Annotated in this window: 21 protein-coding genes; 7 read left to right on the top strand and 14 right to left on the bottom strand. The window is 73.1% G+C overall.

Annotated features, from left to right (window positions below; translation table 11 throughout):
- Positions 1-272: 272 nt before the first annotated feature.
- From AMY39116_RS0334270 to rimO, 6 genes are all read right to left on the bottom strand, one after another.
- Positions 273-1172: a hypothetical protein gene (locus AMY39116_RS0334270; RefSeq protein ID WP_020422110.1), complete on the bottom strand. Its 900-nt coding sequence runs from the start codon at positions 1170-1172 to the stop codon at positions 273-275.
- Between the two features lie 11 nt (positions 1173-1183).
- The gene (locus tag AMY39116_RS0334265) at positions 1184-2020 is read right to left on the bottom strand and encodes a PspA/IM30 family protein (protein WP_020422109.1); all 837 of its coding nucleotides are present in this window, start codon (positions 2018-2020) and stop codon (positions 1184-1186) included.
- A gap of 254 nt (positions 2021-2274) precedes the next feature.
- Positions 2275-2724, bottom strand: a complete 450-nt coding sequence (locus AMY39116_RS0334260) for a helix-turn-helix domain-containing protein (protein WP_020422108.1) — start codon at positions 2722-2724, stop codon at positions 2275-2277.
- A gap of 95 nt (positions 2725-2819) precedes the next feature.
- Positions 2820-3284, bottom strand: a complete 465-nt coding sequence (locus AMY39116_RS0334255) for a CinA family protein (RefSeq protein WP_027936477.1) — start codon at positions 3282-3284, stop codon at positions 2820-2822.
- A complete protein-coding gene (pgsA, locus tag AMY39116_RS0334250; protein ID WP_020422106.1) occupies positions 3281-3910 on the bottom strand; it encodes a CDP-diacylglycerol--glycerol-3-phosphate 3-phosphatidyltransferase in 630 nt (209 codons plus the stop codon). Before pgsA ends, AMY39116_RS0334255 begins: the two co-directional genes overlap by 4 nt.
- On the bottom strand, positions 3907-5328 hold the full coding sequence (gene rimO, locus AMY39116_RS0334245) for a 30S ribosomal protein S12 methylthiotransferase RimO (protein ID WP_027936476.1): 1422 nt from the start codon (positions 5326-5328) through the stop codon (positions 3907-3909). Before rimO ends, pgsA begins: the two co-directional genes overlap by 4 nt.
- An 80-nt stretch (positions 5329-5408) precedes the next feature.
- On the opposite strand from rimO, the gene AMY39116_RS0334240 reads away from it, so the two are divergent.
- Together AMY39116_RS0334240 and AMY39116_RS0334235 are read left to right on the top strand one after the other, a co-directional pair.
- Positions 5409-5930, top strand: a complete 522-nt coding sequence (locus AMY39116_RS0334240; RefSeq protein ID WP_020422104.1) for an amino-acid N-acetyltransferase — start codon at positions 5409-5411, stop codon at positions 5928-5930.
- Positions 5931-6044: 114 nt separating this feature from the next.
- Entirely contained in the window at positions 6045-6470 is a 426-nt protein-coding gene (locus AMY39116_RS0334235; RefSeq protein WP_027936475.1) for a phospholipase, read from the top strand.
- Here AMY39116_RS0334235 and AMY39116_RS0334230 read toward each other — a convergent pair.
- Positions 6467-8950 carry a DNA translocase FtsK gene (locus tag AMY39116_RS0334230; protein ID WP_020422102.1) on the bottom strand — a complete coding sequence of 828 codons (2484 nt, stop codon included), beginning with the start codon at positions 8948-8950 and terminating at the stop codon, positions 6467-6469. The two genes, AMY39116_RS0334235 and AMY39116_RS0334230, sit on opposite strands and share 4 nt — an antisense overlap.
- Before the next feature lie 107 nt (positions 8951-9057).
- Between AMY39116_RS0334230 and AMY39116_RS0334225 the strand changes: the two genes are divergently transcribed.
- Both AMY39116_RS0334225 and AMY39116_RS0334220 read left to right on the top strand, forming a co-directional pair.
- On the top strand, positions 9058-9882 hold the full coding sequence (locus AMY39116_RS0334225) for a 1-acyl-sn-glycerol-3-phosphate acyltransferase (RefSeq protein WP_020422101.1): 825 nt from the start codon (positions 9058-9060) through the stop codon (positions 9880-9882).
- A complete protein-coding gene (locus tag AMY39116_RS0334220) occupies positions 9867-10184 on the top strand; it encodes a chorismate mutase (protein ID WP_020422100.1) in 318 nt (105 codons plus the stop codon). The genes AMY39116_RS0334225 and AMY39116_RS0334220 overlap by 16 nt, the downstream gene beginning before the upstream one ends.
- 568 nt (positions 10185-10752) lie before the next feature.
- Here the strand turns inward: AMY39116_RS0334220 and AMY39116_RS0334215 are convergent.
- Positions 10753-12099: an LLM class flavin-dependent oxidoreductase gene (locus tag AMY39116_RS0334215; RefSeq protein ID WP_020422099.1), complete on the bottom strand. Its 1347-nt coding sequence runs from the start codon at positions 12097-12099 to the stop codon at positions 10753-10755.
- A complete protein-coding gene (locus tag AMY39116_RS0334210; RefSeq protein ID WP_020422098.1) occupies positions 12096-13391 on the bottom strand; it encodes an MFS transporter in 1296 nt (431 codons plus the stop codon). Before AMY39116_RS0334210 ends, AMY39116_RS0334215 begins: the two co-directional genes overlap by 4 nt.
- An 88-nt stretch (positions 13392-13479) precedes the next feature.
- Here AMY39116_RS0334210 and wrbA point away from each other — a divergent pair, with 88 nt between their 5' ends.
- Entirely contained in the window at positions 13480-14091 is a 612-nt protein-coding gene (wrbA, locus tag AMY39116_RS0334205; RefSeq protein WP_027936472.1) for an NAD(P)H:quinone oxidoreductase, read from the top strand.
- A gap of 124 nt (positions 14092-14215) precedes the next feature.
- Positions 14216-15235 carry a DMT family transporter gene (locus tag AMY39116_RS0334200; RefSeq protein ID WP_039791916.1) on the top strand — a complete coding sequence of 340 codons (1020 nt, stop codon included), beginning with the start codon at positions 14216-14218 and terminating at the stop codon, positions 15233-15235.
- Here AMY39116_RS0334200 and AMY39116_RS0334195 read toward each other — a convergent pair.
- Positions 15138-16094, bottom strand: coding sequence for a GlxA family transcriptional regulator (locus tag AMY39116_RS0334195; protein WP_039791915.1), 957 nt, complete (start codon positions 16092-16094; stop codon positions 15138-15140). The two genes, AMY39116_RS0334200 and AMY39116_RS0334195, sit on opposite strands and share 98 nt — an antisense overlap.
- A 70-nt stretch (positions 16095-16164) precedes the next feature.
- Between AMY39116_RS0334195 and AMY39116_RS0334190 the strand changes: the two genes are divergently transcribed.
- Positions 16165-16497: a cupin domain-containing protein gene (locus AMY39116_RS0334190; protein ID WP_020422094.1), complete on the top strand. Its 333-nt coding sequence runs from the start codon at positions 16165-16167 to the stop codon at positions 16495-16497.
- On the opposite strand, the gene AMY39116_RS0334185 is transcribed toward AMY39116_RS0334190, so the two are convergent.
- The 4 genes from AMY39116_RS0334185 to dapA all read right to left on the bottom strand — a co-directional run bounded on the left by AMY39116_RS0334185 (position 16494) and on the right by dapA (position 21950).
- Positions 16494-17447, bottom strand: a complete 954-nt coding sequence (locus tag AMY39116_RS0334185) for a zinc-dependent alcohol dehydrogenase family protein (protein WP_027936470.1) — start codon at positions 17445-17447, stop codon at positions 16494-16496. The two genes, AMY39116_RS0334190 and AMY39116_RS0334185, sit on opposite strands and share 4 nt — an antisense overlap.
- Positions 17448-17534: 87 nt before the next feature.
- Positions 17535-19103, bottom strand: coding sequence for a substrate-binding domain-containing protein (locus AMY39116_RS0334180; protein WP_020422092.1), 1569 nt, complete (start codon positions 19101-19103; stop codon positions 17535-17537).
- 118 nt (positions 19104-19221) lie between these two features.
- A complete protein-coding gene (locus AMY39116_RS0334175; RefSeq protein WP_020422091.1) occupies positions 19222-20940 on the bottom strand; it encodes a ribonuclease J in 1719 nt (572 codons plus the stop codon).
- On the bottom strand, positions 20937-21950 hold the full coding sequence (gene dapA / locus AMY39116_RS0334170; protein WP_037322538.1) for a 4-hydroxy-tetrahydrodipicolinate synthase: 1014 nt from the start codon (positions 21948-21950) through the stop codon (positions 20937-20939). Before dapA ends, AMY39116_RS0334175 begins: the two co-directional genes overlap by 4 nt.
- Between the last annotated feature and the right edge of the window lie 120 nt (positions 21951-22070).

Below are 22070 nucleotides of genomic sequence, written 5' to 3'. Positions count from 1 at the left end.
TACATGGAACCCGCCACGCTGAACGTGCGACTCGCGGCACCACCGCTGAACCCACCGCGCCGCACGCGCCACTCCCGCCCACCAACATGGAACCCGCCGCGCCGAACGCGCGACTCGCGCGGACCAGTACGGGACTCGCCGCGCCGACCGTGCAACTTCCGCCGAGCAGCGCGGGACTCGCCCCCATCGACATGGAACTCGCCGCGCCGCACGCGCCACTCCCGCCCACCACCGCCCCGCACCCGTGGGCCGCGAGCCGGTGGGGCCCGGGGTCAGGTGGAGAGTTCGCGGAGCGCCAGGGCCAGTCCGGCGAGCCGGTCGGTCGCATCGGTCAGGAAGAGGCGCGAGTCGGCGAGGCCGTGGCTGCTCGCGGCGACCGCGCGGCCCGCCGCGGCGACCAGGGCTCCGAAGCTCTCCACCCCGTCGTCCAGCTGCTCCCGCAGCGTGGCGATCGCCGAGTCCAGCGCGGCCCGCTCGCCGGCCGGGGCCGCGTCGCGTGCTCGCTCGATCGACTGGATCCGCAGGGCCAGCGCCCGCAGCGCCGTCGCGGCCTCGGCGGCCGTCGACCGGGCGTCGGCCACCGAGTACTCCGGCACCGGCGCCGCGCCGAGCGCCGAGGGCTCCGACAACTGCCGCAGCAGGTCGGCCAGCGTCGACTCGCACTCGGCGAGCCGCTGCATCGCGGGGCGTGCCGCGGAACCGGACGGCGGCAGCGGCGGCGGGGTGGTGCTGACCGGCAGCACGACCCGGTTCAGCTGCCGCAACCGCAGCGCCGAGCGCACCGACAACGTCGTGAACACGACCGCGCCGAAGATCCCCGGCGCCGCCTCGGCCACTCCGCCCGCCCCGGCGAGCCCGAACCAGCCGATCACGGCGTACAGCACGAACAGCACCGAAGCCATGATCCACAGCGTCAGCGCCCGCGAGGTCCGCTGCTTGCGCCGCGCGAGCTTCGCCTCGGGCGAGTTCCACGCGACCCACTTCGCACGGGCCTCGTTGAGCACCGGCATCGCCTGGGAGACGACCTTCGGCCGCGTCCCCGAGCCGGACGAACCCTGCTCCGTGTACTGCTGCAGCTTCTGCTGCGCGCGCTGCGCGTAGTCGGGCAGGCGCTCGATGTGCTTTTCCAGTTTCGCCTGGAACTGCGAGAAGTCCCGCCTGCCCGACGCCATCGCCTACCCGCTCAGGCCTGGTTCTTCTGCTGCTCGGCCTGGACGCGCGACTCGATCTCGCGCTGGATGTCCGCCGCCGGCGACGCCGCCTTCTCACCGGAGCCGGAGGTCACCTGCGCCACCGAGTCGCCCCGCATGGACGCCCGGATCTGCTCCAGCCGCGAGCTGCCCGCCATCTGCGTGGTGGCCTGCTGCACCTCGAGCATGCGGCCCTGCACCGAGTTCTGCGCCAGCTCGGCCTGGCCCAGCGCGGTGGTGTACCGCTTCTCGATCTTCTCCCGCACCTCTTCCAGCGACGGGGTGTTGCCCGGCGCAGTGAGCTGCGACATCTGGTTGAGCGAGGCCGACACCTGCTCCTGCATCTTGGCCTGCTCCAGCTGCGAGAGCAGCTTGGTGCGCTCGGCCAGCTTCTGCTGCAGCATCGCCGAGTTGCGCTCGACGGCCTGCTTCGCCTGCGCGGCGGCCTGCAGGGCCTGGTCGTGCAGCGTCTTGAGGTCCTCGATGCTCTGCTCGGCCGTGACCAGCTGGGTGGCGAACGACTCCGCGGCCACCTCGTACTGCTGGGCCTTCTGCTCGTCCCCCTTGGCGCGGGCCTCGTCGGCCAGCACCAGCGCCTGCCGCGCCGACGCCTGCAGCTTCTCGACCTCGGCGAGCTGGCGGTTGAGCTTCATCTCCAGCTGCCGCTGGTTACCGATAACCGCGGCGGCCTGCTGGGAGAGCGCCTGGTGGTTGCGCTGCGCCTCCTCGATGGCCTGCTGGATCTGCACCTTCGGGTCGGCGTGCTCGTCGATCTTCGACGAGAACGACGCCATGAGGTACTTCCAGAACTTCACGAAAGGGTTGGCCATCTCCTCCGCCTGCCTTCTAGATCCCTGCCTGGGTGTCGCCGATGGTCGCCCGCCGTCGCTCTCCCCTGTCTGAGCAACGCCGCGACCCCGGGGTGGGTTCCATCGTGTCAGGTCGCGCCCGTGTGTTCCAGGCGACCCCGGGGGATTTCAGGGACGACCCTGACCGGCCTCCCCGGACCGGACGCGCGAAGGCCACCGCCGGGGCGCGCGGCGCCCGGACGGTGGCCTTCTCGTCGGATGTTCTCAGCGGGTGATCAGGCCGCGACCATCTTCGGCGCGCGGATGGTGGTGCGCAGCGACGGCCCGACCCGCTGACCGGAAACCCGCAGGTCCGACAGGTCGTTGCCGATCACACCGTCGATGAGGCGGCCGCTTTCGAGCCGGCCCGTCGCGGCGGACGGCGCGCCCGTCTTGCGCACGCGGCCCTCGCCCTCGGCGGTCTCGGGCATCGTCGGCACGTCCACGCTCTCCAGAGCCGAGATGTCGGCGGCGACGTTGCTCAGCAGCTCGGCCAGCGGCAGCTCGAGCGCCTCGCAGATGGACGCCAGCAGTTCACTGGACGCCTCCTTCTGCCCGCGCTCCACCTCGGACAGGTAGCCGAGGCTGACCTTGGCGGCGCGGGAGATGTCGCGCAGTGTGCGACGCTTGTTGGTGCGGGCATGCCGGAGCCGGTCGCCGATCGCCTCGCGCAGGAGCACGGTCATCGCGCGCCTCCCTTCCTGATACCGACCACGTTACCCAGTTCGAGCGCCTCCTCGCAGCGATTGACACGGGGATACGCCCAGGGCGAACGCCCCGATCAAGTGAGATGTTCCCCCAGCAGGTCGAGCGCGGCCGTCACCGACGCACGCCGGACGGCCGCGCGGTCGCCCTCGAACCAGTGGGTGCGCACGTCCCGGCCGGCCGGCCCGGCGAGGCCGATGTGCACGGTGCCGGGGGCGACGCCGTCCTGCGGGTCCGGCCCGGCCACGCCGGTCAGCCCCAGTCCCCAGTCCGCGCCGCAGCGCTCCCGCGCGCCCTCCGCGAGCTGCGCCGCCACCTCCGGGTGCACCGCGCCGTGCGCGGCCAGCAGCGCCGGGTCCACCCCGGCGAGCTTCGCCTTGAGGTCGGTGGCGTAGACCACCAGCCCGCCGCGCACGACCGCGCTGGAGCCGGGCACCTCGGTCAGCGTCGCGGTGACCAGGCCGGCGGTCAGCGACTCCGCGGCGGCCACCGTCTGCCCGAGCCGCACCAGCGCGGCCACCACGGGGCGCGCCGACGTCATGCCCGGGCCGCCGCGCGCAGCCGCACGGCGCGCACGACGTAGTCGGCGCCGGTGAGGACGGTGAGCGCCACCGCGAGGCCCATCAGCGCCCACTGGACCGGCAACGCGCCGTCCGGCAGCGGCAGCAGGTAGGTCACGATCGCCAGGATCTGGGTCATCGTCTTGGCCTTGCCGCCGCGGCTGGCCGGGATCACGCCGTGCCGGATCACCCAGAACCGCAGCAGGGTGACGCCGATCTCGCGGACCGCGATCACCACGGTCACCCACCAGGGCAGCTCGCCGAGCAGGCTCAGGCCCACCAGCGCCGCGCCGATCAGCGCCTTGTCCGCGATCGGGTCGGCGATCTTGCCGAAGTCGGTGATCAGGCCGTAGCGGCGGGCGACCCAGCCGTCCACCTGGTCGGTCAGCGACGCGATCGCGAACAGCACCGTCGCGCCGATCCGCCAGCCGGTGTCCTCGCCGCCGCCTGCGAACAGCGCCAGCACGAACAGCGGGACCAGGATGATCCGGGACAGGGTCAGCAGGTTCGCGACGTTCAGCGTGGGGACCGGGGTCGGCTCGGGCTCGCGGTGGGGCGGGCCGGCCTCCCCGCCCGCCTGCGCCGACTCCTCCGCCGCGGCGCTCATCTGCCCGTGTCCGGCTCGACGAGCAGGTCGACGCCCTCGGAGCCGACGACCCGGCAGCGGACCATCTGCCCGGCCTCGAGCCCGTCGCCGTCGAGCACGATGCAGGCGCCGTCGACCTCGGGCGCCTGGTGCGCGGCGCGGCCGGACACCTCCTCGTCGTCGGCCTCCTCCACCAGCACGTCGACGATCTCGCCGACGCGGTCCTCGGCGCGCTGCGCGGTCAGCTCCTCGACCAGCGCGGAGACCCGCGCGACGCGCTCGGCGACCACCTCGGGGTCGATCTTGCCGTCGTAGGTCTCGGCCTCGGTGCCGTCCTCGTCGGAGTAGCCGAACACGCCGACCGCGTCCAGCCCGGCCTCGGTGAGGAAGTGCTCCAGCTCGGCGACGTCGTCCTCGGTCTCGCCCGGGAAGCCGACGATCACGTTGCTGCGGATGCCCGCCTCCGGTGCGTACTCGCGGATCTGCTGGATCAGCGCGAGGAAGGACTTCGTGGAGCCGAAGCGGCGCATCCGGCGCAGCACGGTCTCGCTGGAGTGCTGGAAGGACATGTCGAAGTAGGGCGCCACACCCGGCGTGGTCGCGATGGCGCGGACCAGGTCCGGGCGGGTCTCGGCGGGCTGCAGGTAGGACACGCGGACCCGCTGGATGCCCTCGATCCCGGCCAGCTGGGGCAGCAGCCGCTCCAGCGCGCGGGTGCCGCCCAGGTCGCGGCTCAGGTCCTTGCCGTAGGACGTGGAGTTCTCGCTGACCAGGAACAGCTCCTTGACGCCCTGGCCGGCCAGCCAGGCGGCCTCGGCGAGGATCTCGTCCGGGTGGCGCGAGACGAACGAGCCGCGGAACGACGGGATCGCGCAGAACGAGCAGCGGCGGTCGCAGCCCGAGGCGATCTTCAGCGCCGCCACCGGCGAGTCGGACAGCCGGTTGCGCAGCACGCGCGGACCCCAGCCGTGGCCGGGGATCGACACGTCCTCGGTGGCCGCGGCGCGCTCGACCGGGGTGATCGGCAGCAGCTTGCGGCGGTCGCCCGGGGTGTGCGAGGCGATGGTGCGGCCGGCCGCGACGTCGTCCAGGCGGGCCGCGAGGTCGTTGTAGTGGTCGAACCCGAGGACGGCGTGGGCCTCCGGCAGGCTCTCGGCCAGCTCGGCGCCGTAGCGCTCGGCCATGCAGCCGACGGCGACGACCTTCGCGCCGGTGTCGGCGGCGGCCAGCAGCGTGTCGACCGAGTCCTTCTTCGCCGACTCCACGAAACCGCAGGTGTTCACGACGATCACGTCGCTGCCCTCGGGTTCGTCGGCGAGCTCCCAGCCCCCTTCGGCGAGCCGGCCGGCCAGCTCCTCGGAGTCCACCTCGTTGCGGGCGCAGCCCAGGGTCAACAGGGAGACACGACGGCCGGAGGGCTCGGTGGCGGCAGAAGACACGACACTCAGGGTAGCTGGCGGGCGCGGGCGTGGCCGAACCCACCGCGACAGGCCCGCCCCCGCCCCGATACGGTCGATCGGTGCACGGTGATCCTTCCCCTACCGTCGAGATCCGGCGGGCCCGGATCTCGGATGTCCGCAAGATCAAGGCGTTGGTGGACGCGGACGCGGGGCGGGTGTTGCTCGAGAAGGAGCTCGTCACCCTGTACGAGGACATGCAGGAGTTCTGGGTCGCGGATATCGGCGGCGAGAACGGTGACATCGTGGGCTGCGGCGCGCTGCACGTCCTGTGGGAGGACCTGGCGGAGATCCGCACGGTCGCGGTCGACAAGCGGATGCGCGGGCAGGGCATCGGGCACCGGCTGGTCGCGCAGCTGATCTCGCTGGCGCGGGAACTGGGGCTGCGCCGGATCTTCGTGCTGACCTTCGAGACGAGCTTCTTCGCGCGGCACGGGTTCACCGAGATCGACGGCACACCGGTGCCGAGCTCGGTGTACGAGGAGATGCGCCGCTCGGTGGACCCGGGCGTGGCCGAGTTCCTCGAACTCCCCTACGCGAAGCCGAACACGCTCGGCAACACGCGGATGCTCCTGGAGCTGTAGCGGTTGCGCCCGCCGGGTGAAGTTCGCCCGGTATCCACCTTTCGGGGCTGGTGGCCGTGATCCCTCGGCCGGAAGCTGATCATGGTCGTCCCCTTGATCAGCGAGGAGTCCCGGATGCGCGCCGCCGCCCGTCGTCTGCTGTCCACGGCCGCTCTGGCCACCGCACTCGTCGCCGGCGCGGGCACCGCGCAGGCGGTCGACGTCCGGTCGGTGACCGACACCTACCTCTTCGGCACGTCGCTGAGCCGGTTCGAGCAGATCCGCACGGACCGGCCGTACGCGGCGAAGCTGGACTGGTCGTCGGACACCTGCTCGTGGTCGCCGGACAAGCCGCTCGGGTTCGACTTCTCCCCCGCCTGCCACCGGCACGACTTCGGCTACCGCAACTACAAGCGGCAGGACCGGTTCACCAGCGCCAACCGGAAGAAGATCGACGACAACTTCTACGCCGACCTGAAGACCATCTGTCACGGCGACTGGCGCTGCAACGGCACGGCCTGGACGTACTACCAGGCGGTCCGCCAGTTCGGCGGCTCCTAGTCCGCCTCGCCGTCGTCGTCCGGCATCGAGCCGCCGCGGATGAGCATCAGCGTGCCCTCCAGGTCCTCCGGCTTGACGAGCACGTCGCGGGCCTTCGAGCCCTCCGACGGGCCCACCACGCCGCGCGTTTCCAGCAGGTCCATCAGCCGCCCGGCCTTGGCGAAGCCGACCCGCAGCTTGCGCTGCAGCATCGACGTCGACCCGAACTGCGAGGTGATGATCAGCTCGGCCGCCTGCAGCAGGACATCGAGGTCGTCGCCGATGTCCGGGTCGATCTCCTTCTTCTCCCCGGCCTTCGCGGCGGTGACACCCTCCTGGTACTCCGGCTGCGCCTGCTCCTTCGTGAAGTTCACGATCGAGGCGATCTCGTCGTCGCCGACGTAGGCGCCCTGGATGCGGACCGGCTTGCCGGCCCCCATCGGCAGGTACAGGCCGTCGCCCATGCCGATCAGCTTCTCCGCGCCCGGCTGGTCCAGGATGACGCGCGAGTCGGTCAGCGACGACGTGGCGAACGCCAGCCGCGACGGCACGTTGGTCTTGATCAGGCCGGTGACGACGTCGACCGACGGGCGCTGCGTCGCCAGCACCAGGTGGATCCCGGCGGCGCGGGCCTTCTGCGTGATCCGGACGATCGCGTCCTCGACGTCGCGCGGCGCGGTCATCATCAGGTCGGCCAGCTCGTCGACGATCGCCATGATGTACGGGTACGGCCGGTACACGCGCTCGCTGCCCGGCGGCGCGGTGATCTCCCCCGACTTGACCTTGCGGTTGAAGTCGTCGATGTGCCGGACCCGGTTGGCCTGCATGTCCTGGTAGCGCTGCTCCATCTCCTCCACCAGCCAGGCCAGCGCGGCGGCCGCCTTCTTCGGCTGGGTGATGATGGGCGTGATCAGGTGCGGGATGCCCTCGTACGGCGTCAGCTCGACCATCTTCGGGTCGATCAGGATCATCCGCACCTCTTCGGGCGTCGCCCGCGCCAGCAGCGACACCAGCATCGAGTTGACGAAGCTCGACTTACCGGAACCGGTGGAGCCTGCGACCAGCAGGTGCGGCATCTTCGTCAGGTTCGCGGTGACGAAGTGGCCCTCGATGTCCTTGCCGAGCCCGATGACCATCGGGTGGGTGTCCTTGCCCGCGGTGGACGAGCGCAGCACGTCGCCGAGGCGCACCATCTCGCGGTCGGAGTTGGGCACCTCGATGCCGACCGCCGACTTGCCGGGGATCGGCGCGAGCAGGCGGACGTTGTCGGTGGCCACCGCGTACGCGATGTTCTTGGTCAGCGCGGTGATCTTCTCGACCTTCACGCCCGGGCCGAGCTCGACCTCGTAGCGCGTGACCGTCGGGCCACGGGTGAAGCCGGTGACCTGCGCGTCGACGTTGAACTGCTCCAGCACGCCGGTGATCGCCTCGATCATGGCGTCGTTGGCCTTGCTGCGGGTCTTCGGCGCGTCGCCCAGCTGCAGCAGGTCGGCAGGCGGCAGCTCGTAGTCGCCCTCGACGGTCCGGGTGACCGCCATGACCGGTTCCGGCTTCTTCGGCTTCTTCTCCGGCACCGCGGCGGGCACCGGCTTCGGCGGGCGGGCCGGCGAGGGCGGCTCGGCCAGCGCGGACTCGATGTCCAGCTGCTCGGGGTCGGCGCCGCTGGCCTGGCGGCGGCGGGACGGCTTGCGCAGCCGCACGGCCTTCGGGTCGGCCTCGGTGACCTCGTCGCGGCGTTCGGCGCGGGCCTCGCGCTGCGCCTCCTCCTCGGCCAGCTCGTCCGGGTCCAGTCCCCAGGTGCGCACCAGGTGCGGGATGTCGCGGATGCGGGTGGCGGTGAACACGAGCAGGCCGAACGCGAGCGCGAGGAACAGCAGCGGCACCGCGACCCAGGCCGTCACGCCCTGGGCGAGCAGGTCGCCGGACAGGAAGCCGAGGATCCCGCCCGCGTAGCGCTGGTTCTCGGCGTCGTGCGGGCGGCCGTTGAACAGGTGCAGCAGCCCCAGCAACGCGAGGACGCCCAGCATGGTGCCGATGACCATGCGCGGGCGGACTTCCGGTTGCGGCTCGGTGCGCATCAGCACCACGGCGGAGACCACCAGCGCCAGCGGCAGGGTGACCGCGCCGGCGCCGAAGATCGTGCGGGTGGCCAGCTCGACGTAGCCACCGACCGGTCCGGCCGCGCGCCACCACACGCCGGCGGCGACGATCAGGGCCAGGGCGATCAAGCCGAGGGCGAGCCCGTCGCGGCGGTGCTCGGGCTCCAGCTCCCGGCCGCGGCCGACGGTGCGCACCAGGCTGCCGAGGCCCTTGGCCAGCAGGTTCCAGCCGCCGCGGACGGCCTTGCTGAACGTCCCGGCCTTCTTCTTCGGGGCGGGTTTGCGGGCGCGCGAGGCCGCGGGCCGCGACTTGGCCGCGCCGCGCGTGCTCCTGCGCGCGGTGCTGCCCTTGCCGCCGGTCCGCTTCGTGCCGCTGCTCCTCGTCGCCGCCCCGCTAGCCATGCCTCTACGGTAACCGCCTGGCCCCACCAACCCCAGGTGCCACACTCGGCACAGCGGGAACTTCGCCTTCACCGGCGGACCTTGATCCGCCATTCCGGTGATCTGCCATGCTGACGACCATGTTCGCGCTGCACTCCGACGACACCGGGCAGACACGCCGCAGGCCACCGGCGGTCTGGCGGACCATGACCCGGGTGGACCAGGGGCTCGTCGCGCTGACCGGCAGGCTGCGGATCACCGGCCGGATCGCGCCGGAGCTGCGGGGACGGCCGTTCCTGATGGCGTCCAACCACATCGGCGTCTTCGACCCGTTCGTGCTGATCGCCGCGTGCCGCCGGATCGGCATCGCGCCGCGGTTCATGCTGGCCGGCGGGATCCTGGACGCGCCGGTGATCGGGCCCGCGCTGAAGGTCAGCGGGCACATGCGGATCGACCGCGGCAAGGCGAGCGCGCTGGAGCAGTTCAAGCAGGCCGTGGAGGAGATGCGGACGACGCCGAGCCCGATCATCGTCTACCCGGAGGGCCGGATCAGCCACGACCCGGGCCTGTGGCCGGAGCGCGGCAAGACGGGCGCCGCGCGGCTCGCGATCGCCGCGGGGGTGCCGGTGGTGCCGGTCAGCCAGTGGGGCGCGCACGAGGCCGTGTACTGGGGCACGGAGAAGGTGACCGGTCCCGCGGACCTGCTGCCGCTGGCCCGGTCCGGCCTGACCGCGCCGCTGCGGCGGCCGACGTACCGCGTGCACTTCGGCGAGCCGGTGGACCTGAGCGACATCGAGCCGGAGCGGCCGGGCGCCGGGGTGCGCGCGCACGCGAAGATCATGCGCGCCATCACGGCCGGCCTGGTCCCGTTGCGCCGCGACGAGCCCGACAAGCCGAAGTTCCACGACCCGACGCGCCCGACGGACACCGTCAGCCCGTGGCGGCCCCGGTGACGGACGCCCCGAAGTCGCTGGCGGAGGTCCGCGCCCGCATCGACGCACTCGACGCCGAGCTGACCGGCCTGCTGGCCACCCGCCAGTCCCTGGTGCGCGCGGCGGCCGCGTTCAAGGCCGACTCGCAGGCTGTTCGCGCGCCCGGCCGGGTGGAGCAGGTGGTCGCGGCGGCGCGGGAACGCGCGGCCGCCGCGGGGCTGGCCCCCGAGGTCGCCGAGGCGGTGTGGCGCGCCATGATCGGCGCGTTCATCGAGCTGGAGCTGGGCGAGCACGCCCGGATGGCGGGAGGCGCTTCGGCGTGAAGGGGTTCGGTGGCGGTTCGCCACGCCCGGGTGGGCGGGCGGTCAGCCCGCCGCCGAGCGGCTCCCGGAGCGCACGCACCCTCCACACGGCGGCCGCCGCGAACGGCAAGCCGCGCCGGCTGCCGGCTGCAGCGGCAGCGGGGTGACCGGGCCTGGGTGGCTGCGCCCGCATGGCCGGGTCCGCGTGGCCGGCGCCGAGCAGCGCCCCGGGGGGCGCAAGGCGCCACCCGGGCCGCTGCCGGTAGGAAACCGGCCGATCTGAGTGGTGGCACCCCGGTGAGGATCGCTGCCGAGGCGAGCAGCGACCTCAGCGGCGGCAAGCCCCACCCGAATGGCCGGCTGCCAAGCCGCAGCCCGAAGCAGCCTCCGCACGCCAGCCCCAGCGGCCATGAGCCGAGCCCGGGTGGCCGGGCTCGGCCCCGCCACCGAGCCGCTTCCCCACGCCGGGTCGGCTGCACCGGGTAGTCCACTCCGGTGAGGGATCGCTGCCGAGGTGAGCAGCCGACCTCAGCGGTGAACAGCCCGACCTGGGTGGTGGCTCCATCGCCGCCTGGAGCGAGAAGCGGCCTCAGCGCCGGTGAGCCGCGCCCGGGTGGTCGGCCGCCAGGCGCGGCCCCGCACCGCCGAGCCGCTCCCGCAGCGTGCCGCCCTCCGGCTGGGACGGCACCCGGCCCCGGCGGCGCAGCTCCGGCACCACCCAGCGCGCGAAGTCCACGAACGTGCCCGGCGTCGTCACGTACGCCAGGTTGAAGCCGTCCACGTCGGCCTCCTCGGCCCACCTCTCCAGCTCGTCCGCGACCTCCGGGCCGGATCCTGTCACGACCGGGCCCCGCCCGCCGAGTCCGATGAAGCCGGCCAGCTCGCGTGGCGTCCACGCCCGCTCCGCCGTCGTGAACGCGGCCAGCGCCGACCGGTTCGCGTCGCCGTCGCGGTAGGTCAGGGGCTCGTCCACCGGCAGTTCGGCCAGGTCGACGCCCGTCCAGCCGCCGAACAACGCGAACGCCCCCGGCACCGACACCAGCGACTGGTACTCGCGGAGCTTCTGCTCCGCCTCCGCCGACGTCTCACCGACCACCGGCGTCAGCATCGTGAAGATCTTCACCGCCCGCGGGTCCCGGCCCTGCTCGGCCACCCCGGCGCGGATCGCGTCCACCGAGCGGCGCACCACCCGCGGCGACGGCCCGGACACGAACACCGCCTCCGCGTGCCGCGCCGCGAACCGCACGCCCCGCGGCGACGCGCCGGCCTGGAACAACACCGGAGTGCGCTGCGGCGACGGCTCCGACAGGTGCGGCCCCGGCACCGCGAAGTACTTGCCCTTGTGCCCGATGTCGTGCACCTTCGCCGGATCGGCGTACACCCCGCCGGACCGCACGACCGCGCCGTCCTCCCACGAGCCCTCCCACAGCTTGTAGCAGACCTCGAGGTACTCCTCCGCGATCTCGTACCGCTCGTCGTGCGGCACCTGGGCGTCCAGGCCGAGGTTGCGCGCCGCACTGTCCAGATAGGACGTCACGATGTTCCACGCGACCCGGCCCCGCGACAGGTGGTCCAGTGTGGACAGACGACGGGCCAGCGAGTACGGCTGCTCGTACGTCGTCGACACGGTGACCCCGAACCCGAGGTGCGAGGTCACCGCGGCCAGCGCGGGCAGCAGCACCGTCGGCTCGTTCACCGGGATCTGCGCGGCGTCGGCGACCGCCGCGTCCTTCGACCCGCCGTAGACGTCGTACACGCCCAGCACGTCGGCGAGGAACAGCGCGTCGAACCCGCCTTCTTCGAGCGTGCGCGCCAGGTCCAGCCAGAAGGACAGGTCGGTGTAGCGGTGCCCCTCGTCGGCGGGGTGCTTCCACAGCCCGGCCGACTGGTGCCCGGCGCAGTTCATGTCGAAGGCGTTCAGGTAGATGCGGCTCATGCCAGGCCCCCGGAGTTGGTCTCCCGCGCGAACCACGCGGACGCGAACGTCAGCACCGCCAGCCCGGCGAAGTAGGCGACGATCAGCCACGGCCGCCCGTCCCCGGCCACCAGCAGCGCGGCGGCGATCAGCGGCGCGAACCCGCCGGAGAGCACCGCGCCGATCTGGTACCCCAGCGACGCGCCGCTGTAGCGCACGCGCGTGTCGAACAGCTCGCCGAACCACGCCGCCTGCGGCCCGTACATCGCGTCGTGCACCACGTTGACGCCGAACACGATCGCCAGCACCACCGCCACCGCGGAGCCGGAGTCGGCGGCGAGGAAGAACAGCACCAGCGCCACGATCCCGGCGAGCGAGCCGAACAGGTACGGCGGGCGCCGCCCGAACCGGTCGGACAGGTAACCCCACAGCGGCGTGCTCACCAGGCCGATCGCGGAGGCGACCATCACCGCGATCAGCCCGACGGCGCTGTCCCCGCCGAACGTGGTCTGCAGGTACGTCAGCGAGTACGTGGTCAGCAGCACGAACAACGCGATCTGCGACAACCGCAGCCCGGTGGTCAGCACGACGTTGCGCGGCTGCGTCCGCAGCACCTCGACGACCGGCAGCCGGGCGGTCTCCCCGCTCGCCTTGAGCCGCTCGAACACCGGCGCGTCGGTCAGCCGGAGCCGGATCACCAGACCGACGACGACGAGCACGAAGCTGAGCAGGAACGGCACCCGCCACGCCCAGGCCAGGAACGCGTCGCCGGCGATCGTGCGCACGAGGTAGAAGACGCCGGTGGCCAGCAGCATCCCCGCCGACGACCCGAGTTGCGTGAAGCTGCCGAACAACCCGCGCCGCCCGGGTGTGGCGTGCTCGATCGACAGCAGTGCCGCGCCGCCCCACTCGGCGCCGACGGCCAGCCCCTGCAACAGCCTCAGCACCACCAGCAGCGCCGGGGCGAGGATCCCGGCCTGCGCGTACGTGGGCAGCACGCCGATCGCCGTGGTGGCGATCCCCATCAGCAGCAGCGCGCCGACCAGCACCGCCTTGCGGCCGACCCGGTCACCGAGGTGACCCGAGATCACCGCCCCCAGCGGCCGCGCGCCGAAGCCGACCGCGTAGGTGCCGAAGGCCGCGAGCGTGCCCGCGGTCGAGGAGACGTTGGGGAAGAACAGCGGCTTGAACACCAGCGCGGTCGCGGTGGCGTAGAGGTAGAAGTCGTACCACTCGATGGTCGTGCCGATCATGCTGCCGACCGCCGCGCTCCGTGGCGTGGTGCGCGGCGCGGCGGGGACCGTCGTCGTCATGTCCTGGCACGCTAGGGTTCCCGGGCGCCGGCCCGCACGAGGTCTCACATGATGGAACGTGCGATTCGATACCGGTAGGGTGATCATCGTGACCACTCGGATCCTCGTCGTGTACTACAGCGCCACCGGCAACACCGCGAAGCTGGCCGCCGCACTGGCCGGCGGGGCCGCCGACGCCGGGGCGGAGGTGCGCGTCCGCACGGTCGCCGAGACCGCCCCGCCCGAGGCGATCGCGACCAATCCGCGCTGGCAGGCGTGGGTCGACGCGGGGCCGCACGACGAACTGGCCACGCTCGCCGACCTGGAGTGGGCCGACGGGCTCGCGATCGGCAGCCCGACCCGGTTCGGCGGGCCCGCCAGCCAGCTCAAGTCCTATCTGGACACCACGGGTGGCCTGTGGGCCAAGGGGAAGCTGGTGGACAAGGTCGCGACGTCGTTCACCACGGCGTCCACCGCGCACGGCGGGCTGGAGGCGACCGTGCTGGCGATGAACAACATCTTCTACCACTGGGGCGCGATCGTGCTGCCGCTCGGCTACGGGCAGCCGCACCTGCTGGAGTCCGGGAACCCCTATGGCGGTTCGTTCGTGTCGCGCAAGTCGGCCGAGCCGGACAAGGAGTCGCTCGAAGCGCTGCGCATCCAGGGCCACCGGCTCGCGACCGTCGCGGGTTACGTGCGCGTCGGCCGCGGCGGCGCCTGAGCGGCGCGGGGCAGCCGCATCCCAGCCAGTCCCCGGAGTAACCGGCACGCGAGTTTGACCGGTTATGCGAGGAGTGACGGAATTCCGGTACCGCCGTACCGGTCGGCCGCTTAGGGTGGGCGGAGTGGTCACCGAAGCTCCCGCACCGCCGCGTGCGTTCGTCCCGCACCGCGGGCGCGGCACGACGCTGATCCTCGTCTCCTCGGTCTGTTTCGGCAGCTCCGGCACGATCGCGAAACCCGCGATGCTCGCCGGCCTGTCCGCCGAGCAGGTCGCCGCGGCGCGGATCGGGCTCGCGGCGCTGGTGCTGGCCGCCGTGGTGGCCGTGGTGAAGCCGTCGCTGCTGCGCGTCCGCCGCGCCGAGTGGCCGCTGCTGCTCGGCTACGGCCTGCTCGGCGTCGCGGGCGTGCAGCTGTGCTACTTCGTCGCCGCCGGACGGCTGCCCGTCGGCATCGCGATCCTGCTCGAGTTCACCTCGCCGGTGCTGATCGCGTTGTGGACGCGGTTCGTCCGCGGCGTGCGGCTGCCCGGGCGGATGTGGGCCGGGATCGCGCTGGCGATGGCCGGGCTGGCGGGCGTGGCGCAGGTGTGGCAGGGGCTCAGCCTCGACGCGGTCGGCCTGCTCGCCGGGCTCGGCGCGGCGGTGTGCTCGGCGGCGTACTTCCTGCTCGGCGAGCACGGCGTCACCACCCGCCACCCGATGGGCATGGTCACCTGGGGCATGATCATCGGCGCGGTCGCGGTGTGCGCGGTCGCCCCGCCGTGGACGATGCCCGCCGCGGTCCTCACCGCCCCGGCCGAGTTCGGCCCGTGGCACCCGCCGGTGTGGCTGCTGCTGGTCGCCGTGGCGTTGTTCTCGACCGTCCTGGCCTACGCCATCGGCCTCACCGCGCTGCGCCACCTCCCGGCCGCCGTCGCGAGCGTCATCGGCCTGCTCGAACCGGTGATCGCCACCGCCACCGCGTGGGCGCTGCTGCACGAAACGCTGGCGTGGCCCCAGCTGGCCGGCGCGGTCGTCCTGCTCGGCGGCGCGCTGATCGTGCAGCTCAACTCGCCGCGCGCGCAGGTTCCGGAGCCCGCAGCGCCCGCCGGTACGCGCCCGGCGTCGTTCCCACCTGGTCCCGGAACCGGCGGCGCAGGTTGACCGCCGACGCGAGCCCCACCCGCGCCGCGATCGCGTCCACCGGCAGATCGGTGTCCTCCAGCAGCCTGCGCGCCTCCGCCACGCGGCGGGACAGCAGCCACTTGCCCGGGCTCGTGCCGAACCGGTCGTGGAAGCGCCTCGCCAGCGTGCGGGGTGAGACGTTCAGCCGCGCGGCCAGGCCGGCGACCGACAACGGTGTCCCGAGCCGCTCGCCTGCCCACTCGAGCAGGTCGTCCAGCTCGTCCCTGGCCGGGGCCTGCGGTGTGATTCGGACCTGACCGCCGTCCCGGTGCGGTGGCATCACCATGTGCCGCGCGAGGAGGGCGGCGTGCGCGGCGCCGTGGTCCCGCCGGACCAGGTGCAGGCACAGCTCGATCCCCGCGCCCGCACCGGCGCTCGTCGCGACGTCGCCGTGGTCCACGTAGAGCTGGTCCGGCTCCACGCGCACCGCCGGGAACTCGCGCCGCAGCTGCTCGGCGCGCTCCCAGTGCGTGGTGGCCGAGCGGCCGTCGAGCAACCCGGTGCGCGCCAGGGCGAACACGCCGGAGCAGATCGTGACGAGCCGCGCTCCACGGGCGTGGGCACGCAGCAACGCGTCGCGCACGCGCGGGGACAGGGGCGCCTCCACCGGCGCCCAGCCCGGGATGATCACCGTGTCCGCGTCGTCGAGCGCGGACAGGCCACGCGGCACCGACAGGGCGTACCCCGCGGTCGTGGGCACGGTTCCCGGCTCCTCGGTGCACACGTCGAACTCGTAGTACCGCGGCACGCCGTCCCGCACCGTGCCGAAGACCTCCATGGCGCAGCCGAGCTCGAACGTCGACTGCACCGGCTGCACCAAGGCGACCACACGATGCATGGCAGAAAAGTACCCCACGGTGTCCTCGCGGGCACTGTCCCGGCCCGGTCCGCACCCGCATCCTGGGGCCATGCACGAAATCCTCGCCCAGGAGGGCTACACCTCGGTCTCCGTCGACGAAGCCCCGGTCCGCGAACTGTTCCCCGGCGTGCGGCACCGTCCGTTGTGGACCGGGCCGGACGGGGCGCACGCCGACCTGCTGGAAATGGACCCCGGCGCGTCCTGGCCGCACCGCGACGTGCACGAGCCCGGTCCCGAGGAGGTCTACGTCGTGGCAGGCACGTTCCACGACGGCGCCCGCGAGTACCCGGCGGGGACGTTCCTGCACGCCCCCGCCGGAACCTGGCACGTACCCTCGACCGCCACGGGCTGCACGCTGTTCCTGTTCTACCCGGAGGGCTAGCGGGACGGCGTCAGCACGATCCGGCCGAACACCTCGCCGCTGTCCATCTTCCGGTGCGCGAGCCCGGCCTCGGCCAGCGGCAGCACCTCGTGCACGACCGTGCGCAGCTCCCCGCGTGCCGCGGCGGCGAACTGCGCGGCGCGGACGGTTCGACGCTCGGCCGCGGGCACCGTGTCGGCGCTGAAGGTGGCCACCGACAACGACTTCCGGAATCCGGCCATCAGCGCCGCGCCGAAGTCGGCGGGCGGGCCGCCGACCACGCCGACCAGCACCGCCCGCCCGTTGGGGCCGAGCTTGCCGACGAAGTCCGGGAAGTCCGGGCCGGCGACGACGTCGACGATCACGTCGAACCCCGCGCCGCCCGCGCCGGAGCGGTCCAGCACGTGTGTCGCGCCCAGCTCGCGCAGCCGCTCGCCCCGCGCGGCCGACGACGTCGTGACCGCGACCGCCGCGGCGCCGCCGCGCATCGCGAGCTGGACCGCGGTGAGCCCGATGCTGCCGGCCGCACCTCGCACCAGCACCGACTCGCCCGGCGCGAACCCGGCGCGCGCGAGGGCGAAATGCGCCACCACACCGGAACTCCCGAGCGCCACGGCGTCCACGATGGACAGACCGGCGGGCAGCGGCAGCACCTCCCCGGCCGGCACCACAGCTCGTTCGACATACCCGCCGCCGGTGCCGGTGAACCCCCACACGCGCCGGCCCAGCAGGGCCCCGTCGACCCCGTCGCCGACCGCGATCACGGTGCCGGCCACCTCACCGCCCGGGATGTGCCCGGCCGCGAACCCGTGGGCGGCGAGCGCGCCGCGGCGGATCACCGCGTCCACGCCACCGACCCCGATCGCCTCGGTCTCGATCAGCACCTGCCCGGCCGCGGGCTCGGGCACGGGAAGGTCCACCACGGCCAGGCCCTCCGGCCCGCCGAACTCCTCGATCACCACTGCTTCCACGTCCGCCGACGCTAACGAACGCACCCGACGGCCGGGCCGAAGTGAGAGCACCGGCGGCGAATCTGTCTCGCTCGCCGTCCGCGTGGTTCAGGCGCCGGTGAGCCGGGCCAGCGCGCCGTAGAACACGTCGGTGATCCGCGCCGGATCGGGCGCGGCGAACGTCTGACCGCCGGTGGGCGTGGTGATCGCCGCCAGCTCGTCCACGTCCACGTCCGGGCCGATCCCGATGCCGATGATCGCCACCGGCCGCGCCGTGTCGGCGAGCTTCGCCAGCTCCGCGACCAGCGCGTCCCGGCTGATGCCGTCCGCGTCGTCGTTGCGCCCGTCGGTCAGCACGATCACCAGGTTGAGCCGCCCCGCCTGCCACTCCGCCGACGCCAGCCGGTACGCGGCCAGCACCGTGTCGTACAGCCCGGTGTCCCCGTCCGGCGTGGCCTGGATGGCGCGCAACCGGTCCGCCGCCCCGGACGCCAGGTGGTCGCTCACCGGCCGCATCGGCAGCACCTCGCGGTAGTCGCGGTCGCCGTCCAGGTGCGTGGCGAACTCCCACACGCTGCTCTCCGACGTCGGCTTGAACAGCGACAACGCCCGCGCGGCCGTGTCGGTGGTCAGCTGCATGCGGGTCTGCCCGGTGCCCGGCACCTCGACGTCCATCGACCCCGACACGTCGATCAGCACCCGCGCCCGCGAGCTGGAGTTGATCCGCGCCCACTGCCCGAGCAGCGCGTCGACGTCGGCGTCGGTCGGCACCGCGGGCGAGGGCAGGGTCCGGTCGCTGACGTTCTGCGCCGCGCCGTCGCGCAGGTACCGGCCGTCGGGCGTGCGGAACCCGGCGTTGGCCAGTGCGTTCGAACCCTCCAGGCCCAGCAGCGCGGACAGCAGCGCCCCGGCGGCCGTGCGCTGCGCCTCCCCGGCGCCGCCGAGCACGGCGAACGGGTAGTCCAGCGCGGGCGCCTGCGGCTGGTAGGTCGCGACCAGCCCGCTCTGGGTGCCCGCGACGCCGTTGCGCACGTTGTAGCGCAGCAACGCGTTCTCCGACACCGGGAACCCGGCGAGGGTCCGGTCGGCCAGCCGCGCGAACAGGTCGTCGGTGGTGGGCACGGCGTTCGGCGACAGCCGGCGCAGCGTGGCGGCGTAGGCGTCCGCGGCGGGCACCGCGGCCCGGATGCCGATCAGCGCGGACAGGCCGGCCGGGTCCCGCCCCGGGTCGGGCACGCCGAGCGCCAGGCCGGGCGCGCCGAGCACGTCCGACCAGGCCGGCGCGCGGCCCGGCCAGCCGAGGCCGGCCGCGGCCTCCTCGGTCAGCGCGAACACCACCGGCGAGCTGGCGATGCTGGTGCCGCCCGCGATCCCGCCCGCGCCCACCCCCTTCGCCCGCCGCAGCTGCAGCGTCGATTCCGGGATCCACACGTCCAGGCGGATCTCGCCGCCGGGCAGGGCCAGCGACTGCGCGACCGCCGCCGAGTCGACGGCGTTGACCTCGAAGGCCGCGCACTCGGTCTGCGCCACCCGGCGGGCGACCTGCGCGACCGCCGGGGCGACCCCGGGCGCGGCGGCGACCCGCACCACCGCGGGCCGGTCGCAGCCGCCCTGGTCACGCGCCACGTCCGCGGCGATCCAGCCGGCTCCGCCCAGCAGCACGAGGACACCGGCCATCACCCACACCCGCCGCGGCCGCCGCCGGGCAGGGGACGAATGTCGGCCCACCTCGCACCGCCTCCGCTGGATCGCTCGCCAGGACGAGATCCAGGTTAAGGGCAGTGACGGAGATTACCTACGCTGTCGGATCGGCCTGTCCGTACGTCACCGGGATGACGGTCGGCACGATCATCGGGCGGCGCCGGTAGGTCTCGGCGACCCATCGGCCCACCACACGGCGCACGGCCTGGGCGATCCGGTGGCTGTCGGTGATGCCCTCGATCTCGGTGCGGGACAGCTCCATCTCCACGAGCGGAACCACCGCATCGAGTGCTTTCGGGTCATCGGAGAACCCGCGTCCGGAGACCGTCGGGGTGCTCACCGCGCGGCCGGTGGTCGAGTCGACCGCGACGTTGATCGCGATGAACCCGCCCTCGCCGAGCACCAGCCGGTCGGACAGGGTCGACTCGCCGACGTCGCCGACCGACAGGCCGTCCACGTAGACGTGGCCGACCTCGACCCGGCCGGTCGCGCGCGCCCGGCCGTCCACCAGGTCGACCACCACGCCGTTCTCGGCCAGCACGACGTTCTCCGGCGCCACGCCGGTGCGGATCGCCAGCGCGCCGTTGGCCCGCAGGTGCCGCCACTCGCCGTGCACCGGCATGACGTTGCTCGGCCGGATCGCGTTGTAGAGGAACAGCAGCTCCCCCGCCGACGCGTGGCCGGACACGTGCACCTTCGCGTTGCCCTGGTGCACCACGTTCGCGCCGAGCCGGACCAGGCCGTTGACCACGCCGAACACCGCCGTCTCGTTGCCCGGGATCAGCGAGCTGGCCAGCACGACCGTGTCGCCGGCCCGGATCGAGATCTGCCGGTGCTCGCCGCGCGCCATCCGGGACAGCGCCGACAGCGGCTCGCCCTGGGAGCCGGTGGACACGAACAGCACCCGGCTCTCGGGCAGGTTGACGGCCTCGTCCAGGTTGATCAGCAGGCCCTCGGGGATGTTCAGCAGGCCGAGGTCGGCGGCGATCCCCATGTTGCGGACCATCGAGCGGCCCACGAACGCGACCCGGCGGCCGTGCTTGACCGCCGCGTCGAGCACCTGCTGCACGCGGTGCACGTGGCTGGCGAAGCAGGCCACGATCACCCGCTGGGTGACGTGCCCGATGACGTCGTCGAGCACCGGCCCGATGTCCCGCTCCGGCGTGACGAACCCGGGCACCTCGGCGTTGGTCGAGTCGATGCACAGCAGGTCGACGCCCTCGTCGCCGAGGCGGGAGAACCCGGCCAGGTCGGTCAGGCGGTTGTCCAGCGGCAGCTGGTCGAGCTTGATGTCACCGGTGTGCAGCACCACGCCGGCCGGGGTGCGCAGCGCGACCGCGAGCGCGTCCGGGATCGAGTGGTTGACCGCGAAGAACTCCAGCTCGAACGGGCCCACCGTGCGCCGCTCGGACTCGGTCACCTCGATCAGCTTCGGCCGCTGCCGGTGCTCCTTGCACTTGGCCTCCAGCAGCGCGAGCGTGAACCGCGAGCCGTAGACCGGCAGGTCCGGCCGCAGGCGCAGCAGGAACGGCACGGCGCCGATGTGGTCCTCGTGGCCGTGGGTGAGCACGAGGGCCTCGATGTCGGACAGCCGGTCCTCGATCGCCCGGAAGTCGGGCAGGATCAGGTCGACGCCGGGCTGCTCGTCCTCGGGGAAGAGCACCCCGCAGTCGACGATCACGAGACGGCCGTCGTACTCGAAGACGGTCATGTTCCGGCCGACTTCGCCGATGCCGCCGAGGGCGACCGCGCGCAGGCCGCCGTCGGGCAGTGCGGGTGGGTTGTTGGTCGGTCCGGGTCCTGCCAGGTTCACCTGTGAATGGTCCCAACGCTGGTGTGAGTGGTCGGCGCGACGTAGGCCGCCGCGGAGTCGGCCTGCGCCACCCGGGAAGAGTGCCAGTCCGGCGACGGGGACTCCGCGAGGGGGACCCCCGCCTGGGCGAGGTCGGTGGCGATCGCCTCGACCTGCTCCGGGGTGGCGGGCACGATCGGCAGCCGCGGGCCGCCGACCGGGTGGCCGCGCAGCGCGAGCGCGGTCTTGGAGAACACGACCCCGCCGACGCGCGACATGGCGCGGAAGACGGGCAGCATGCCGCGGTGGTTGGTGCGTGCGGTGGAGGTGTCGCCGTCCTCGTAGGCCTCGATCATGGCCCGGATGCGGCCGGCTACCACGTGCCCGATCACGCTCACCACGCCGGCCGCGCCCACCGACAGCCACGGCAGGTTCAGCGCGTCGTCGCCGGAGTAGTAGGCCAGGTGGGTGTTGGCGATGACCTCGCTGCCCGCCAGCAGGTCGCCCTTGGCGTCCTTGACGGCCAGGATGCGCGGGTGCTCGGCCAGGCGGCGCAGCGTGTCGACCTCGATCGGCACGATCGAGCGCGGCGGGATGTCGTAGAGCATCACCGGCAGGCCGGTCGCGTCGGCGACCGTGGTGAAGTGCGCGTACAGGCCGGCCTGCGACGGGCGCGAGTAGTAGGGCGTGACCAGCAGGACGCCGTGGGCGCCGGCCTTCTCGGCCTGCTGCACCAGTTCGACGCTGTGCGCGGTGTTGTAGGTCCCGGCGCCGGCGATCACGGTCGCGCGGTCGCCGACCGCCTCGGCCACGGCGCGCACCAGGTCGGCCTTCTCGGCGTCGGTCGTGGTCGGGCTCTCACCGGTGGTGCCGTTCACGACCAGGCCGTCGTTGCCCAGCTCCACGAGGTGCTCGGCGAGCTCCTGCGCCCGCTTCAGGTCGACTGCGCCGTCCGCGTCGAAGGGGGTGACCATCGCGGTGAGCACGCGCCCGAAGGGCCTCCCGGGCGCTGCCGAAGGTGGGTTGGACATGCTCTGACGGTACCTCCTCACGCTGTGAATATTCGTGCCGACCTGCCAAAACGGCATGATCCGCAGGAAAGGGCCACCACCGGCCGGAGAATCGCTGGACCAGGTGATCTTCCGCCGTAA

Origin of the sequence: Amycolatopsis sp. ATCC 39116 (genome assembly GCF_000231075.2) — a bacterium.
In the GTDB taxonomy this organism is placed as follows: Bacteria; Actinomycetota; Actinomycetes; order Mycobacteriales; family Pseudonocardiaceae; genus Amycolatopsis_E; species Amycolatopsis_E tucumanensis.
This window is presented reverse-complemented; position numbering and strand designations above follow the sequence as displayed.

Coding starts and splice junctions, on each gene's coding strand:
- AMY39116_RS0334215 (WP_020422099.1), bottom strand. CDS start 12,099: ATGAGCCGCATCTACCTGAACGCCTTCGACATGAACTGCGCCGGGCAC.
- dapA (WP_037322538.1), bottom strand. CDS start 21,950: ATGTCCAACCCACCTTCGGCAGCGCCCGGGAGGCCCTTCGGGCGCGTG.
- AMY39116_RS0334255 (WP_027936477.1), bottom strand. CDS start 3,284: ATGACGTCGGCGCGCCCCGTGGTGGCCGCGCTGGTGCGGCTCGGGCAG.
- AMY39116_RS0334265 (WP_020422109.1), bottom strand. CDS start 2,020: ATGGCCAACCCTTTCGTGAAGTTCTGGAAGTACCTCATGGCGTCGTTC.
- AMY39116_RS0334225 (WP_020422101.1), top strand. CDS start 9,058: ATGCTGACGACCATGTTCGCGCTGCACTCCGACGACACCGGGCAGACA.
- AMY39116_RS0334190 (WP_020422094.1), top strand. CDS start 16,165: ATGCACGAAATCCTCGCCCAGGAGGGCTACACCTCGGTCTCCGTCGAC.
- AMY39116_RS0334195 (WP_039791915.1), bottom strand. CDS start 16,094: ATGCATCGTGTGGTCGCCTTGGTGCAGCCGGTGCAGTCGACGTTCGAG.
- AMY39116_RS0334230 (WP_020422102.1), bottom strand. CDS start 8,950: ATGGCTAGCGGGGCGGCGACGAGGAGCAGCGGCACGAAGCGGACCGGC.
- AMY39116_RS0334180 (WP_020422092.1), bottom strand. CDS start 19,103: ATGGCCGGTGTCCTCGTGCTGCTGGGCGGAGCCGGCTGGATCGCCGCG.
- pgsA (WP_020422106.1), bottom strand. CDS start 3,910: ATGAGCGCCGCGGCGGAGGAGTCGGCGCAGGCGGGCGGGGAGGCCGGC.
- AMY39116_RS0334260 (WP_020422108.1), bottom strand. CDS start 2,724: ATGACCGTGCTCCTGCGCGAGGCGATCGGCGACCGGCTCCGGCATGCC.
- AMY39116_RS0334210 (WP_020422098.1), bottom strand. CDS start 13,391: ATGACGACGACGGTCCCCGCCGCGCCGCGCACCACGCCACGGAGCGCG.
- AMY39116_RS0334270 (WP_020422110.1), bottom strand. CDS start 1,172: ATGGCGTCGGGCAGGCGGGACTTCTCGCAGTTCCAGGCGAAACTGGAA.
- AMY39116_RS0334235 (WP_027936475.1), top strand. CDS start 6,045: ATGCGCGCCGCCGCCCGTCGTCTGCTGTCCACGGCCGCTCTGGCCACC.